The sequence below is a fragment of the Bacteroidales bacterium genome (assembly GCA_035342335.1).
In the GTDB taxonomy this organism is placed as follows: Bacteria; Bacteroidota; Bacteroidia; order Bacteroidales; family JAGONC01; genus JAGONC01.
In genome coordinates this window covers 55,141-69,819 of record DAOQWY010000016.1, presented here as the reverse complement: position 1 = coordinate 69,819, position 14,679 = coordinate 55,141, and the positions used below count along the sequence as shown (strand labels likewise).

7 protein-coding genes are annotated in these 14,679 nt (G+C 50.4%); 2 read left to right on the top strand and 5 right to left on the bottom strand.

What is annotated here, in order from left to right; translation table 11 throughout:
* Positions 1–5: 5 nt before the first annotated feature.
* Genes PKI34_09235 through PKI34_09215 form a run of 5 tightly spaced genes read right to left on the bottom strand, consistent with a single transcriptional unit; the run spans position 6 to position 13,719 of the window.
* The gene (locus tag PKI34_09235) at positions 6–3,785 is read right to left on the bottom strand and encodes an ATP-binding protein (protein HNS17989.1); all 3,780 of its coding nucleotides are present in this window, start codon (positions 3,783–3,785) and stop codon (positions 6–8) included.
* Between the two features lie 36 nt (positions 3,786–3,821).
* Positions 3,822–7,034: a HEAT repeat domain-containing protein gene (locus PKI34_09230; GenBank protein ID HNS17988.1), complete on the bottom strand. Its 3,213-nt coding sequence runs from the start codon at positions 7,032–7,034 to the stop codon at positions 3,822–3,824.
* 26 nt (positions 7,035–7,060) lie between these two features.
* Entirely contained in the window at positions 7,061–7,930 is an 870-nt protein-coding gene (locus PKI34_09225; protein ID HNS17987.1) for a formyltransferase family protein, read from the bottom strand.
* A 49-nt stretch (positions 7,931–7,979) separates the two neighbouring features.
* Complete coding sequence (locus PKI34_09220; GenBank protein ID HNS17986.1) at positions 7,980–10,556, bottom strand: TonB-dependent receptor; 2,577 nt, start codon at positions 10,554–10,556, stop codon at positions 7,980–7,982.
* 40 nt (positions 10,557–10,596) lie between these two features.
* Positions 10,597–13,719 carry a hypothetical protein gene (locus PKI34_09215; protein ID HNS17985.1) on the bottom strand — a complete coding sequence of 1,041 codons (3,123 nt, stop codon included), beginning with the start codon at positions 13,717–13,719 and terminating at the stop codon, positions 10,597–10,599.
* Positions 13,720–13,918: 199 nt separating this feature from the next.
* On the opposite strand from PKI34_09215, the gene PKI34_09210 reads away from it, so the two are divergent.
* Both PKI34_09210 and PKI34_09205 read left to right on the top strand, forming a co-directional pair.
* On the top strand, positions 13,919–14,338 hold the full coding sequence (locus tag PKI34_09210) for an ATP-binding protein (GenBank protein HNS17984.1): 420 nt from the start codon (positions 13,919–13,921) through the stop codon (positions 14,336–14,338).
* A gap of 5 nt (positions 14,339–14,343) precedes the next feature.
* On the top strand, positions 14,344–14,676 hold the full coding sequence (locus PKI34_09205; GenBank protein HNS17983.1) for an STAS domain-containing protein: 333 nt from the start codon (positions 14,344–14,346) through the stop codon (positions 14,674–14,676).
* Positions 14,677–14,679 lie beyond the last annotated feature (3 nt).

Sequence of the window (14,679 nt, the reverse complement as noted above, 5' to 3'; positions counted from 1 at the left end):
CGTGATCATTTGATATCCGGAATGGTGACAACGAATTCCGTTGACTCACCTTCGACGGAGATGACATCCAGCTTCCCGTTATGTATATTAGTCACAATGTCGTAGCTCATCGAAAGTCCCAATCCGGTTCCTTTTCCTGTTGGCTTGGTGGTGAAGAACGGATTGAAGATTTTATCGAGGATGGATTGCGGAATGCCGGTACCGTTGTCCTTGATCCGGACAATGACCTGCTGTTCGGCCCGCTGCGTTGTGATCCCGATGGTTGGGGTATATCCCTCCTTTTTTTTCTGGCTTTTCTCAAAAACGGCATAACAGGCGTTGTTCATGATGTTCAGGATCACCCTGCTGAAGTCCTGCGGAACGATTTTCACCTTTCCCACCCCGGGATCGAAATCCTTAACGAATGTGGCATTGAACTCCTTGTTCTCTGCCCTGATCCCGTGATACGAAAGGTTAACATATTCCTCGACCAGTGTATTCAGGTCGGTGGATAGAAATTCACCTGATTTCCCCCTGGAATGTTGCAGCATCCCCTTGACGATCCGCTCAGCCCGTTTGCCATGTTCGTTGATCTTCTTCACATTGGAATCAAGCATGGTGATCACTTCCTCTATATCTCCCAACGTTTCAGTAGATAGATTGCCTTTCTCTTTTTCGATGTATTCCGTCAGTTCACGTGTCAGATCCATCGACAGCGAAGAAAAATTGTTGACAAAATTCAGCGGATTCTGGATTTCATGGGCAATGCCAGCGGTCAGTTGCCCCAGCGATGCCAGCTTTTCGGACTGGATCAGTTGTTTTTGTGTTTCTTTCAGGTTCTCGAGCGTATGCTGAAGATCCTCCAGGATCCTGGACTTGATGAATGCGGAGATGATATGTTCCTTGGAATTCTTAAGGAATCCGAGGTCACGCATGTCAAATGCATTTTCCCTGGTCATATTCATGAATAACAGCATGCCTTCGACCTTTTCTTCAACCTTGATAACCAGAATGATCATCGACCGGGGTGGGCCTGTCTGTTTAAATTCAGGGGCTTCTGCCAGATTCACCGGGTCTGATTTGACGAAAATATCCTCGTGGACTTCCAGGGCATTTTTCAAATAACGCTCCTCGGCCTCCTCCAGCTCGTACTGAATGTTTTCCAGCTCAGATGTATCCCATTGAAAACCAGCCTTGTACCTGAAGATCTGTGCTGACTGATCTCTGACAAGGGCAAGAGCTCTTTCAACTCCCGGTATGGCGCTCATTTTTTCAAGTACTGATTCTGTCAGACGTGCAACGTGGATTTCTTCGTTGATTGACTTGACAGTCTTATTGATCCTCTCCAGCTCGTAGTTCTTTTCGGACAGCTCCAGGGATTTGTGCTCGATCTCTTCTTTTTGCCTGACCACCTCGGTGGTCCTCTCCTGGATGACCTCTTCCAGCGCCTGCTTTTCCTTCAGTAATTTACGTGACCGCAGACGGACGATCAGGTAGACGATCCCGCCGAGGATCAATGCGTAAAGCAGGTATGCCCACCATAACCTGTACCACGGAGTCAGGATCCGGAATGAGAATACGGCGTCATTGCTTATCCGGTCGTAAGCATTTTTTGATCGTACACGGAATACATAGTCCCCTTTTGGCAGGTTGGTGTATTCCTTGGTGTTTTCATTCCTCCATTCTGACCAGCCTTTGTCAAATCCTTCCAGGATGTACTGGTATTCATTTTCTCCCCTGACATGCATGCTGACAGAGGCATATTCAAACAGAATGGAATTGTGCGCATAGTCGATGGCCATCGGAGGATATTCACCTGGCTGGCCGGCAGTGATGCCATCCCGGTCATAAAACGTTCCCCGGAAGACCGTTGAATCCCCCTTGATGGTCACTTGCCGGATCAGCGTTTGGAAATCCACGTCGTGGTGCGTGTGAACGGAGGGATCGTACCGAAACAATCCGTCGGGTCCCCCGAACCAGACAATGCCGTTTTTTTCGGTGTAAATGTTCCATACCACCAGATCATTCAGGGGGCGATACGGGGTGGTGACCTTTTCGGAAAGGATACCCTGGTTCCTCCTGTAAAAGGTTATGCCTTTGTCATCCCCGTTGGTGGTCCATAGATTGCCCTGATGATCCTCAACGGTCGACTTCAGCCAGATATTCCGGTTGATGCTGTCTTCAGGGAAGAGTTGAAATACTTCAAATGCCTTGCTTTCAGGATTGTACCGATAGAGTCCCTGACGGGTGTTCAGTTGGATTCCGGAAGTCAGCTTGCTGAGATGATTACCGGTCATGAACGGAAGCCCGCTGGTGGTGTCGTATCGCTGGATCAGGGCTGATGCGGCTGGCCGGTAAAGGTAGAGGCCACTCAACGGGGTATTCATCCATACCGATCCGTCCTTTTCCTCGGCGATTTCCATGATTTCGCCGTTAATTCCGGTGACCGTGCTTCTGGTTTTCCATTGACCCGTTGTTTTTTCCATAACCAGCATGCTCCCGGTTTGTCCTGCATAGAGAATGGATGGATTGAACGCTGACCTGCAAAGTGCATAGGATGACCCTTCTGTGATCAGGACCGGACGGAGTCCCCTGACCTGGTATACTCCTTTGCTGGTGGCGGCCAGCAGGCCATCATCGTCAGGGAGGATCGCCCAGCATCCGGTGGTGATCCCGGAAACAGATTTAAATGTGTGATCGGGCATGTCGTAATGGAACAAACCCTGATAAGTGGAAACAAAAAGTGTCGAATTTATCCGGGTTATATCAGTCACACCGCCACTGATCCCTCTTTGTTCAACGAAATAGGAAATGGGTGATGGGATGGCGATCAGGGCAAGACCATTGTTCAGTGCAGCCCAGAGATTTCCCTCTCTGCCTTTGTATAGGAATGCGACATTATCGTTCCTGAGGCCGTTTTTTGCATTGATCACCTGCCGGATGTTCCCGCCGGGTTCCACGATGATGATCCCATTCCTCTCTGTTCCGAATGCAAAGGTGCCATCCTGCAACTGAACTCCACACCTGAACTGGATCCCGGTGAGATCAGTGCCTGCATTCGTTCTGAATCCTTCGACATCGCGTCCTCTCAGCCAGAAAAGCCCCTGACCGGCGGTCCCCAGCAGGAACGTCGTGTCGTTCACCGTGATCAGGACTCTGATTTCCAGGATGCCATCACCGGAATGCCGGTCGACCAACAGCTCCGGATGCCCGTGGCCGTACTTGACCAATCCTTTGTTTTCGACCCAGCAATAAAGGGTATCATGGATGCACTGCGAGGACAGGACCCCTCCGTCAACCTCCGTCACTTGAATGAAGTCAAAATCATAAAAGAAAATGAACTGTTCCGTTACAAAATATACTCCTTTTGAGGTGGCATACGTTCCCAGGACATCCAGAAAATTTCTGTAGTCCGATGGGATCAGGTCGTTCAGGGATACGAATGCCATATTCCCGGAAGGATCGGGTGACAGGTAGCCCATTTCACCTCTTGCCCCGACGTAAACGATACCGTTGGCAGCGATGGAAAGGGATGAAACCCTGGAAATGTTTTCAGTTGGGATGAGTCGCCACTGGTCCCCGTCGTATTCGAGGATCCCGGAAAAGTTACCAAAATACATGACCCCTCTCTTGTCCTGGGCTACTGTAAAATTCTGGGAATGTGCATTGTATGTTTCCGGCCCCAGATTTTTGATAAAAGGATTGCCAACTTCCTGTCCCCTGCACAGGTTACCCGCCTGGAATCCCCAGGCAGTGGTCAGGAAAAAGAGTGTGGCGATCACTTTTTGCATCATCCGTATCTTCATGGGATGCTCCTTTTTATGTCGTTGACGATTATCATTCTAATACCATTCCAGCAATTTTCCGGTGAAAACCGGATAATCCCTCATCAGGTCAATGATCAGATCCATAGCGATCAGCAGCAGCAGGCAATCCTCCTTTGCTGAATAATGAACACGGGTCCGTGATGATGGATCCGGTTCCCTGATCAATACCTGCCCCTGTCCAAAGATTACTTCCAATGTCTTGTTTTCCCGTTTTATGACCTGACCGGAAAGCACCAGGCAAAAATATGCTCCGCCATCATCGTGCTCCGGCAGGGATTGACCGGTTTCCAGTGTCACATCCTCTGCCGTCATCGCAAGGTCGGCCAGCACAGGATCAGGGATCCCGGTAAAAAAGCCTGAATTTTTGAGTGCTTCCGTTTTTTCAGTGATCAGCAGTTTATCCCTGAAAGGCTTCAGCATCCCGATCTTTCTGGTGATCGCTTCCAGTTGTTGCTTGACGTCCGGACGTTGTACAGCTATCACATCAAAGAACAGGTCCGGATCCATGGCATGCAGCACCCAGGCGGCAGTTTCGCGAATCATCCGGGAGGGATTGACCATATTGGCGCAAAGGATCTCCGAAACCTCCCTGACGTCAAAGTGGATCAGTAATTCAACCGCGCACGCCTTCGTCCAGCTTCTGATCAGGTTATAATCCTTGTTGATGATGTCGCAGAAACGCTCCAAACAGGTCAGTTTTTCCTGGGGGAAGCGGTTTTTGAACATGGCCAGCCTCTCCCTGGCCGACAGGTCGTCGAACAAGGGCAGCAACAGTTCCTTGATGTCTGCTGCAACCATCATATCGCTGATCTCCATGGCGAAGATTTTTGCCTGGTTGTTGCCGCTTTCTATGTTTTCGCGTATCAGGCGGATGGTTCTGGCATCGTAGATCAGCGACAGAAGCAGGAAGATGTGTTCCTTCTTTTCAGTGAGTTCGGCCCGCAGCGCATCCAGAAGATGCCGGGCGCGAACCTCGGGTTCCAGGTCCACGATCCCGGCCATGATCCAGACCATGATTTCAATGTTGGTCTCGATGGTTTGCTTGATCAGGGTCTGCTCGTGGTGGTCCGCCTGGTAGTTCAGCTTGCTCAGTGCCAGAAGCGCGTGCATTCGGATATCCATATCCGGAAAATTGATCCTGGTGCGCAGATGTCTGATGGCCTTTTCACCACCGATGTCGTGGTACAGTTTTATGATCAGCACCTGTGTTTCCCTGCTTGTACCTGTTTTTCGGAAAAGGTCCTCCAACTGGTCGGTTACCGGTTCCCCGATCGTTTTCAGGGCCGAAAAAGCTGTGGGCAGAAATGCTCTCTGGCTCAGGTTATCCAGGATCCCGGGCCAGAGTTCCACCCTTTTTATCTTGCCTGCCGAAACCAGGGCTGCTTTACGGACATCCGGGTGGGGATCCCGCAGTAATTCGGATAAGATCCTGATCGTCTGATAGCGTGGCGAAGCTGCCAGCAGCCTGGCCGACACCTCCCTTTCCTCAGGATCTTTTGAACGGGCAAGATTGGATAACAGATCAACCGGGTAGTTCTCTGCAAGCTGAAGTTCGGAAAGGGTGCTTTCCAGCATCGGTTGCAGATCCTTCTGAGCAACGTCGGCCTTTAAGACCTTCAGCGTCTCTTTTGCTGAAATGATCTGCTTTTGTTCGACAAATGGAATGATCTCCTTTTTCAAAGGATCAGGAGCCTGGTTCAACAAATCCTTGATCACCCTGTCGGTCATTAAGGGATCCGTCTTTTCAATCAGGCGGAACAGCTTGCGGAAACGATGGGTATCCTGTTGCAGGATTTTTTCATAAATATTTGATATAAAGGTATTTATGTAAGAAGAAAGTTTCTCAGGGGAAATCATTTTTCCCTGAGTGAGAACCTCCCTGATCCTGTGGCGGTATGTACGGTACATCTTTGCAGCATAATAGATCCAGAGCAGAAGGATGATCAGGAAAAAGATGTTATAATACACCAGCGTCATGGGGACTATGCCGGCAAACACCAGAAGGAGGGCACCGGTAAGGATGGTGCCAAGCGCTTTGGGGATGCCTTCGATCTGGCTTTGAAAGGCAAGCCGTTGCTCCTGCGGGATAGGCTGGTACAGAAGCTGAAAAGCAGGTTCATAGATGGCAACACGCACCGATCGTTCCAGGAGCCGTGAGAAGACAATGAAGGTGAAGAAGATGCCGGTCGGTCCGTAAATGGCTCCAAACAGAACGGCCATCGATGTACTGATCAGCAGGGCGGCCGGCAGAGATACAAGGCTGGGTTTGAGGCCATATTTGCTGAGCAGACGGCCCGAGACAAAGATTTTGAAGACAAGCTCCACCACGGCCACAAACCCCAGCATATAGCCCAGGAACCTGGCGATCGTCTCCCGGTCGTTGTTGAACTCGTACTTAGTTTGATGGAGGAACATATAATCCACGAACAGATATCCGAATATCGGCAACAGGGCCAGCAGGGAAATGAGCAGGAAGTAGGGCTGTTTCAGCAGGGCAGTATATTTCCACCTGCCTGATTCATCCTTTACCTCCCGTTCCGGCCTGGCCGGCGCAAATCCCAGCTGTTCCCTGTAATTTCTCAGGATGACCAGCACGACGATGAAGCACATCAGGAATGCAAACGATGATAAGAAGAGCAGAAATGGCGTTTCAACAAACTGCAGAAGGAGAGGAACTGAAAAGTAACCCAGGATGACCGAAATGGATTCACCCGTCCCGATCAGTCCAAAGATCCTTTTACCCTGCCGTAGGTTGAACAGCGATCCTGCCAGCCCCCAGAAGGTGATGAGGGTGATATAAACCAGCACCCTGACAAAGGTGAAAAGGATGAATGCCATCACATCCGAGTCCTGGAGCCAGGTTCCGATGCTGATGGCAACCACTGAGACGACAACGAAGATATATTTGACGATGAACCTCAGGCTGAGGGGGAGTCGCTTATCGATCTGTGTCAGCAGGAGCCAGGTGAGGTAGACAGCGATGCCCGAAACAATGTAGGACAGCGAGATCATCCTGGGCTCAAAATGCTTGATGAATATCGCATTGGAGGCCGTAAAGTAGTACGACAGGGCCATGCCCATAAAGAAGGAAAACAGGATCAGCAAAACAACGGGCTTTCCTTCACCCTGGCGAATGTTCAGCAGTCTGAAGATCCATTGTGCTGATTGCTGGCTTGTGCCACGGCTGATTGTTTTTCCCGGGGTCATCAGGTGTGTCTTTGATCTCATTTCATTCACCGGTGCGAGGAAGTCCCTCACTCGGGGAACGGTAATTTTTTAATTTTCAAAGGATCATTTTCCACCGGTTCCATCAGCATTTGCTTCACCGGTTCCGGAATGATCCTGTCAAAGTCGATGGATGCGACGGCCTCGGTCTCACCACGCTCCTTCCGCTCCAGAACGGATAAGAGCAGCCCGTAGGTCATCCATCCACAGGCAGACGGTATTTTTTCCTGCAGTACCAAAAAATTATCCGGGTAGCTGTCGTTGGCAAGGGCGATATTGATCCGGGGTGAAATGCCAACGATGGGACCGCCGTCGATACGTTCGGTGACACGGTGGAGGATCATGCAGGAAGTGGTCCTGCCCTCGCGGATCGTGGATTCGAACGGGCGAGCGCCGGCACCGATGTTGGCTGCGAGGTCCGACGGATGAAAATTATACATACCAAATACCGGGTAGTCGTAGATGGAACGGTTTATTTTCTGGCCAAAACAGCACATGATGATCAGCTCCGGGTCCCACTCCCTGAGCAATCCGGCGAAGTAATCATTTTTCACTCCGCCGGTATAGCACGGAATGCCTTCCGATACGGTCCCCTGGATCATCCTGTCCATTAGCCGCAGACGCTCTTCGGGTGAATAATGTTTCCAAATACGTTTCCGGAGACCGATCCTGGCTCTCGGATCGTGCGTGTCATCCGTTGCCACTGCCCTGATATCCATTTTGCCCGGATGGCTCCTGTCGAAGCGCAGAAGTGTTTCCAGCACAAGATGACCTGCGGTGGTGCTTCCAAACATGACGGTACGCAATCCCCCCCGCCGCGCTCTTGGTTCAGCCGGCAGGATCAGCTCTCCCCACTCCGACGCCCCGTCCCGTATCGTCGTATATACTGCTTTACCCACTTTCGTACAACCTCAGCTTAACAATTTGACAATTTAACAATTTTGGTCCTTACCACTCAAATAACAACCGGATCACCCAGTGCCTCCCTCTTTGCAGGATGTCCGTCGGGCTGAGCACGCCATCAGCAGCCTTGGTACCTGGATGATAATAGGTCTTGCCGAGTACATTATTGCAAACCAGCTGGACATTCAGGCCTGGAACCAGGTCGTTCCTGTACGTGACGGCTCCATTGAGCAGAACGACGGCTGGAAACGTATTCCAGTTCAAAGGTACCGTCGTTCCGGCTCCGGTTTCTCTCTTGCCGGTATAATTCAGCCTCAGGTTCACCTGCAGGTCTTCAAAGAAAGTTTTGTTGGCTCCTACGTTGAACTTGTGCTTTGAAATGTCACCGATCAAATTGTCCACTTCCCCAAGCTCACTGTAGGTCTGCCGGGGATCTGTAAAGGTATAATTTGCATATGCCGAGAAGGTCCTGGTCCGGTAGGTCAGGTTCGACTGAAAACCATTGATCCTGAAAACACCTATGTTGGCATTCTGGTTCTTGCCGGGCTGGTCAGGTACCGTTACCGTTCCGACGACATCTTCTATGATCGAATGATAGAAAGCGACATCAACAACGAATTCCTTCCGGATCATCCACGCTCCTGTTACCTCGTAGTTCCGTATGCTTTCCGTACCCAGCGTTGGATTGGGTAGACGGTTCCCTGCGGATGAGAATTTGGTCCAGTTGGATACATTTTCGATACCCCTTGAGTAAATGGCTTTAAAGACAAAAGATCCCGGGGTGTAAACGATCGCTATTCGAGGGCTTATTTCTGATCCAAATCCGCCGCTTGAGCGGATTTTATTATAGTCATAGCGGGCTCCCAGGGTCAGCCTGAGGTCTTCAAACAGCGTATAGGTAGCCTGGGCGTAGATGCCCACGTCCCAGGTATTATAGGTATTTCCTCCTTTGGGCGAAGGATTAAGAACAGCTGAATCCTGCGGATGGGGATACGTACTGTAGAGGTAACTGCCCTGCAGGGAACTGTTTCTGACCTCGATCCCGGAGACTACGCTGAGTTGCTGAAGGGGATCCCAGATCAGTTTTAATTCGGTACGGAGCTGCCTGGAACTTTCATAAGCGTACAGGGTGGTCCATTCAGGTTCTGTCGCCCCAACCAGGCTGGCAAGGTCATAGTTTCCCAGGGAGTAGTTCTTGACAGAAACGTATTTGGAATCCTCGGTCAGGGAATGGATACGGTAGTTGGTCAGACTGTATACATACAAGCGTTTACTGATCTGTTCTTCATACTTCGTGTAGATGTAAGAAAGCTGGGGAGCCCAGATAAAACCGTTTTCCGAGCCCGGTACGAGAAGGTCGGTGTACTGTGTGGTGGATCCTTCACTTTTTTTCCACGACTGAAATCCGAGGGTGAAATTGCTGAACTGAAGTTTTCCGTTGACGAACCAGCAATGGGTCTCATTGGTGAAACCAACCGGATTCCCGTTCACGGTCTGTGCATACCCTGTCTTATCCAGGTCCCTGGCTGCCTGGGCACCGGCAGGGGTGAGCGTGATGGCTGACGAATCAGGACTCACGTCATAGTAGGGATGATTTACCGGTAATTCATTGTCTGACAGATACTCCCTTGCGTGATCCGAAACACTGAGAAGCTGAACGTAATCAACAGTGTCGTAAACGGCAGGGTCATAGTCGAAATAGGGCTGGGCGGAAAGATCCATTTCATCTGACTGGTAGAACCGGCCGGTGAATGAACTGCTGAATTTATTCTTTCGGGCGGAGACCGATAGATCCGCGCAGGCTGAACGATACGACCCGTACCCTGCATTGGCGCGGATGCCCAGTTTGCGATCCTCCTTGATGATCGCAGCGGCGTCCTGGGTAACGATGTTGATCACCCCTGCAAAGGCATTTGGCCCGTACATGGTGGAGGCCGGCCCGTAAATGATTTCCACTCTTTCAATATTCGATAGGGGATACTGCCGGGAAATATCCGCCCAGTTTGTCCACAGGTCATTATCCTCGATGCCATCGATCAGAACGAGCGTTTTTTCGGTGTTGTTCTGCCGGAATCCCCTCTGGTAGATGTTGGCATACTGCGATCCGTAAAACATGGTCAGGTCAAAGCCCGGGACATCGCGCAACATTTCCACCAGATCCATGTATCCCCGCTGTTCGATCTCTTCCCGGGTAACGACCAGGATGTTGGCAGGTGCTTCATAGATGTTTTCAGCACGCTTGGAGACAGAGGTGACCTGCTGGACCCGCGTTGCTTCGTTGAGCCTGTGGATCAGCTGTATGAATCGTGGAAGATCGAACAGGTCCGGTTCAAAGTTTGGATTTATTTTCAGCAGCTGGGTGGCACACTCGGTGGCGGTGCTGATGGAATCCATGGCCAGGTACGAAAGGGTGAGCAACCGGTAAGCTTCCGCCTTTTGCTGGTTGTCAGGCATGCTGACTGCACACCCGGTCAGCATTGAGATGACCAGTTCAAAGTTACCGGATTCATATTTTTTCCTGGCCTCGGTCAGTGCAGCTTCTCCGCAATCGGTCTGGGGAAAGGCCTGGGCCAGGCACCCCAGAAGAATGAGCAGGGTGGTAAATGGTTTGATCAGTTTCATTCGACATTCATATCGTGGATACCTGAAAAATAAGGTTGCCTTAAGGAAGATTTTCGCAGGTTTTGGAATAACCGATGTCAGGCCCGACATAAAGATTCCATTCCTCCTGGGTCATGTTCCTTGAAAGATCGGCACATAAAAGACGTGTAAGCACTTCCGTGTTGATTAACCTCATCCTGATCGTTTTATCTGCGCTGCCCGTGATCAGTTTATCACCACCGGCCGTGAAGGCCAGGCAGGTGATCCAGAAATCATAGTCATCCATCACGATGGGAGGTTCCTCGGCCGACAGGTAGTTCCACAGCCTGACCGTGCCATCGTAGCTGCAGCTTCCCAGTGTCGTGCCGTCGGGACTGAATTTAAGACCGCTGACACGGGACAGATGTCCGATCAGGGAAACCGGTGAGCCAGATGGCTGGATTGACTTCCATAACAGGATCGATCCGCTGCCGTCTCCGCAGGCGAGCAGGTCTCCCTCATTACTGAAAGCCATGGAATAGACTGCTGCGCCTGCCTGCTGGATGACGACCGGGATAGCAGCCATGCTTTTGAGATTCATTATCTTGATCTCTCCTTTCTCATTGGCCCACGACAATTCATTTCCATCCGGGGAGTAACAGACGACCGTCATTCTTGAAAAGGTCTGATCGATCACCCGTCCGGGATCGTTGGCATGCATTGGATCCCAGATGCGGATGCTCCCGTCGGCACTGGAAGAGGCCAGCTCCCCGCTCACGGGATTGAAGCTGAGGTGCGTGACAATGAACGTATGCCCGTTCAGCACGAAAGGCATCCCATCCTGGTCATTCAGATCCCACAGAAGGATCTTCCCGTGATAGGTTCCCGCAGCAAGAAAGCGTTCATCGGTACTCAGGGCCAGTGAGAAATACTCGTCACGGTCCTTCTCTTCCGTGCTCAGGGTACGGACAGGCTCGCCTGGTTTGCCCGTATCCGTGATCTTCACCGTACCATCCAGGCTGCAGGAATACAAGATTCCGCTTTTATTGCCGACGATAACTGAACGCACTTCATTCTGATGGATCCAGAGCATGGCATCGCCTTTACTGACACCCGACAACGCTTTGAAAATATCCGGATCCTGCTGTGATCCTTCATTCTGCCGGTTCAGACGATAAGCCTGAAGAGCCAGTAAGGCAGGAAGATCACCCTTTACGCTTTTTTGAATTTCGACCGATTTAATCGCCATGGCATTTGCCACTGCAAGCAATCGAAGTCTCCTGGCATTCCTTTCCGAAACTTCGGCTTTGGCTCTTTCCGACTCGGCGATCCCTTTTTGTTCCAGTGCGATCTTGCCCTGTTCCTGTGCATAGTCCCGGGCAAGTACCGCTTCATTTCTGGCTTCCTCGGCAAGCTGTTTCTGAAGGATGGCCTCCTTACGCTCACTGAACGCAATTTGCTGTTGCTGAATGGCAAATTCTTTCTGCTCTTCGGTGATGATCTTCTGTTGTTCGGCTATCTGCTGCTGTTGTTCTGAAATTCTCCGCTGTATGATGGCCTCCTTTCGCTGTGCGGCAGCTTTAAGGTTTTCAAGCATGGCCAGTTTTTCTTTCTCCTGTGCTTTTCGCTCGCTGGCTTCTGCTTTGAAAGTGAGATTGATGGATATGATCAGGAAGAAGATGGAAACGACCGAGGCCAGGCCAAGGATGATGGCGAACCGTCTGGCTCTGGCAAGCTCTCTTTTCTGGTGTTCCTCTTTGCGTGCAACGGCCAGCTCCGCTTCTTTCTGGCTGTAGTTCAGAAACTGGATGGCCCTGTCGAAAGCAGGATCGTACCGGCTGGCCCATGCCTGGTTCGGCTTGATGTTCTCTTTCCATTTAACGGCAAGGTGCAGCTCAGGATCCACCCAGAGCCCTGTTTTGCCCTGCTGGTAAAGTTCGGCGGACTTGGAAAGCCGCTGATAGAGCTGAGCTGACTGAGTCTCCTCTTCAACCCACACCCGGAGCCTTTTCCAGATGCGCATCAGGCTCTCGTGGGTGATGTCGATGATCGAGTCCTCATTTAAGGAGACTCCCGGGGGTGGCATCAGGAACGATCGGCCAGGACTGCGGAAGCTTTCGACCACCTCAATGACCTCCTGGGATTTGACGCCGGCAATGCTGCATATTTCCCCCAGCTGTGTCGGCCTGCGTGTGCCCCTGTTGTCTTCTCCCACCACCACCAGCGCCTTGAAGAGTTTTTCCGCCAGAACCTGCTGCCTTGCATCACTCATTGACAGGAAGATCTCCTCGGCATGAAGCGATAGGGCATCCTGCATCGTCCCGATGGATTCGTAATGATGTTCATCGATCACGGGCTCACTGGTGCGTTTCTGGAGCCATTTTTCCCAGGTCCTCATCAGCGCGTGCTGCAGGATGGGAAGTTGGTCTGGTTCAGTGCTGACCTCTTCCAGCAAACGGCCGACAAGCTTTTCGGATATCTGTGCACCACCCACGCCGACAGGACCGGTTATGGCCTGGCGGATATCCTCCCGGGTCATTCGGGGGATCAGGTAATATCCGTGGTTGATCTTTTCTGTCAGACCCGGGTAATCTGTGCACCGGTCAATGAAATCGGACCGGAGCGACAGGATGACGTAGACCGGAAAACCCTTCTGTTCCAGCGCATAAAGTAACAATTCAACCAAATGGTCAGCGTCAGCAGTGACAACTGAATCCGTGAAATTGCTTTTGAACCGGAACAACTCCTCAAACTGATCAATGACAAGAAGCAGGTTACTGTTTCGAAAAAATGTGTGCATCTTTTCAAATACGTCAACGAACCCTTCCCTGCCCGAGCGCAGGATCTTCTCAATCTCTTGTGCTTCTTTGTAAGGACTTTCATTCCCTGTCCCTTTTCTCACCGTTGTAAACAATGCATCAGCCATTTGTCCGATAGGATCATCCCCGGGCCTGAAAATGGCATATTCCCACCGGCCGGTGTCTTCACCGGCCGTTTGCTTCACCAGTGCGGGGATCAGACCTGCTTTGATCAGGGAAGATTTCCCGCTTCCGGAAGCCCCGGTGAGTGCAATAAAATGCGTGTCAGACAACATGGTGACCAATTCCCTGATAAGATGATCCCTTCCGAAGAATAGAAAGTCTTCCTCTATTTCGTAGCTGCGGATGCCTGGAAAGGGATTTAAGGGTATTCTGCTCTCATTCATGCTGGTGAAATTTACAAAATTTGAACATACACAATGAAGAGAATCTTCACAAGATCACCTTCTGGCCTAAATAATTCCATCTTTTGGTAAATATCCACCTAATTTATTTACTTTACCCATAAAATCTAAAAAAACCTTACAAAACTTATTAACTTTACCGGATGAATAACGTATACACGTGCGGAATCATTGGGCTATCATGACAGCGGCTGATCTTATCATACATAATGATATACAGGAACTTGAGAGGATACGTGCGTTTGTTGAGAAGCAGGGAGAGGCATGGGATCTGACTTCCAGGGATATTTTTTCGTTGAACCTGGTACTGGAGGAACTGATCACCAATATTATCTTTTATGGGTTTGAAGACGATCTCGGCCATAATATCATGATTCGGATGTATCTCCGGAACGACTGGATTTTTCTGCAGATTGAAGATGATGGTAAAGCTTTTGATCCCTTCAGTGTCGATGTACCCGGTGACCTGAACAAATCGCCGGAGGAGAGAAAAATCGGAGGACTGGGGATCCATTTCGTTCGTGAGATCATGGATACCTATGCTTATGAGCGCGCCGGGAATCATAACAGACTGCTTTTATCGAAACAAGTCAAACAATAACTTCAATGGAAATAACCGACATTTTACAGGATGGTGTCATCATCCTTGAACTGAAAGGCAGATTAGACACCACCAACTACAGTTTTCTTGAGGAGAAAATCATGAAGCTGATCGATGACAACCAGCATAACCTTCTGGTAGATTGCAACGATTTGTCCTACATCAGCAGTTCCGGGCTGCGGATCATGCTGATGGGCCTCAAAAAGATCAATTCCGTCAAGGGAATGTTCGTCCTTTGCTGCCTGCAGGAAAACATCCGTGAGATTTTTGAGATTTCCGGATTCACCAGCATTTTTTCAATTTACCCCACGCGTGAGGAAGCCCTGAAACAATTCTGATGC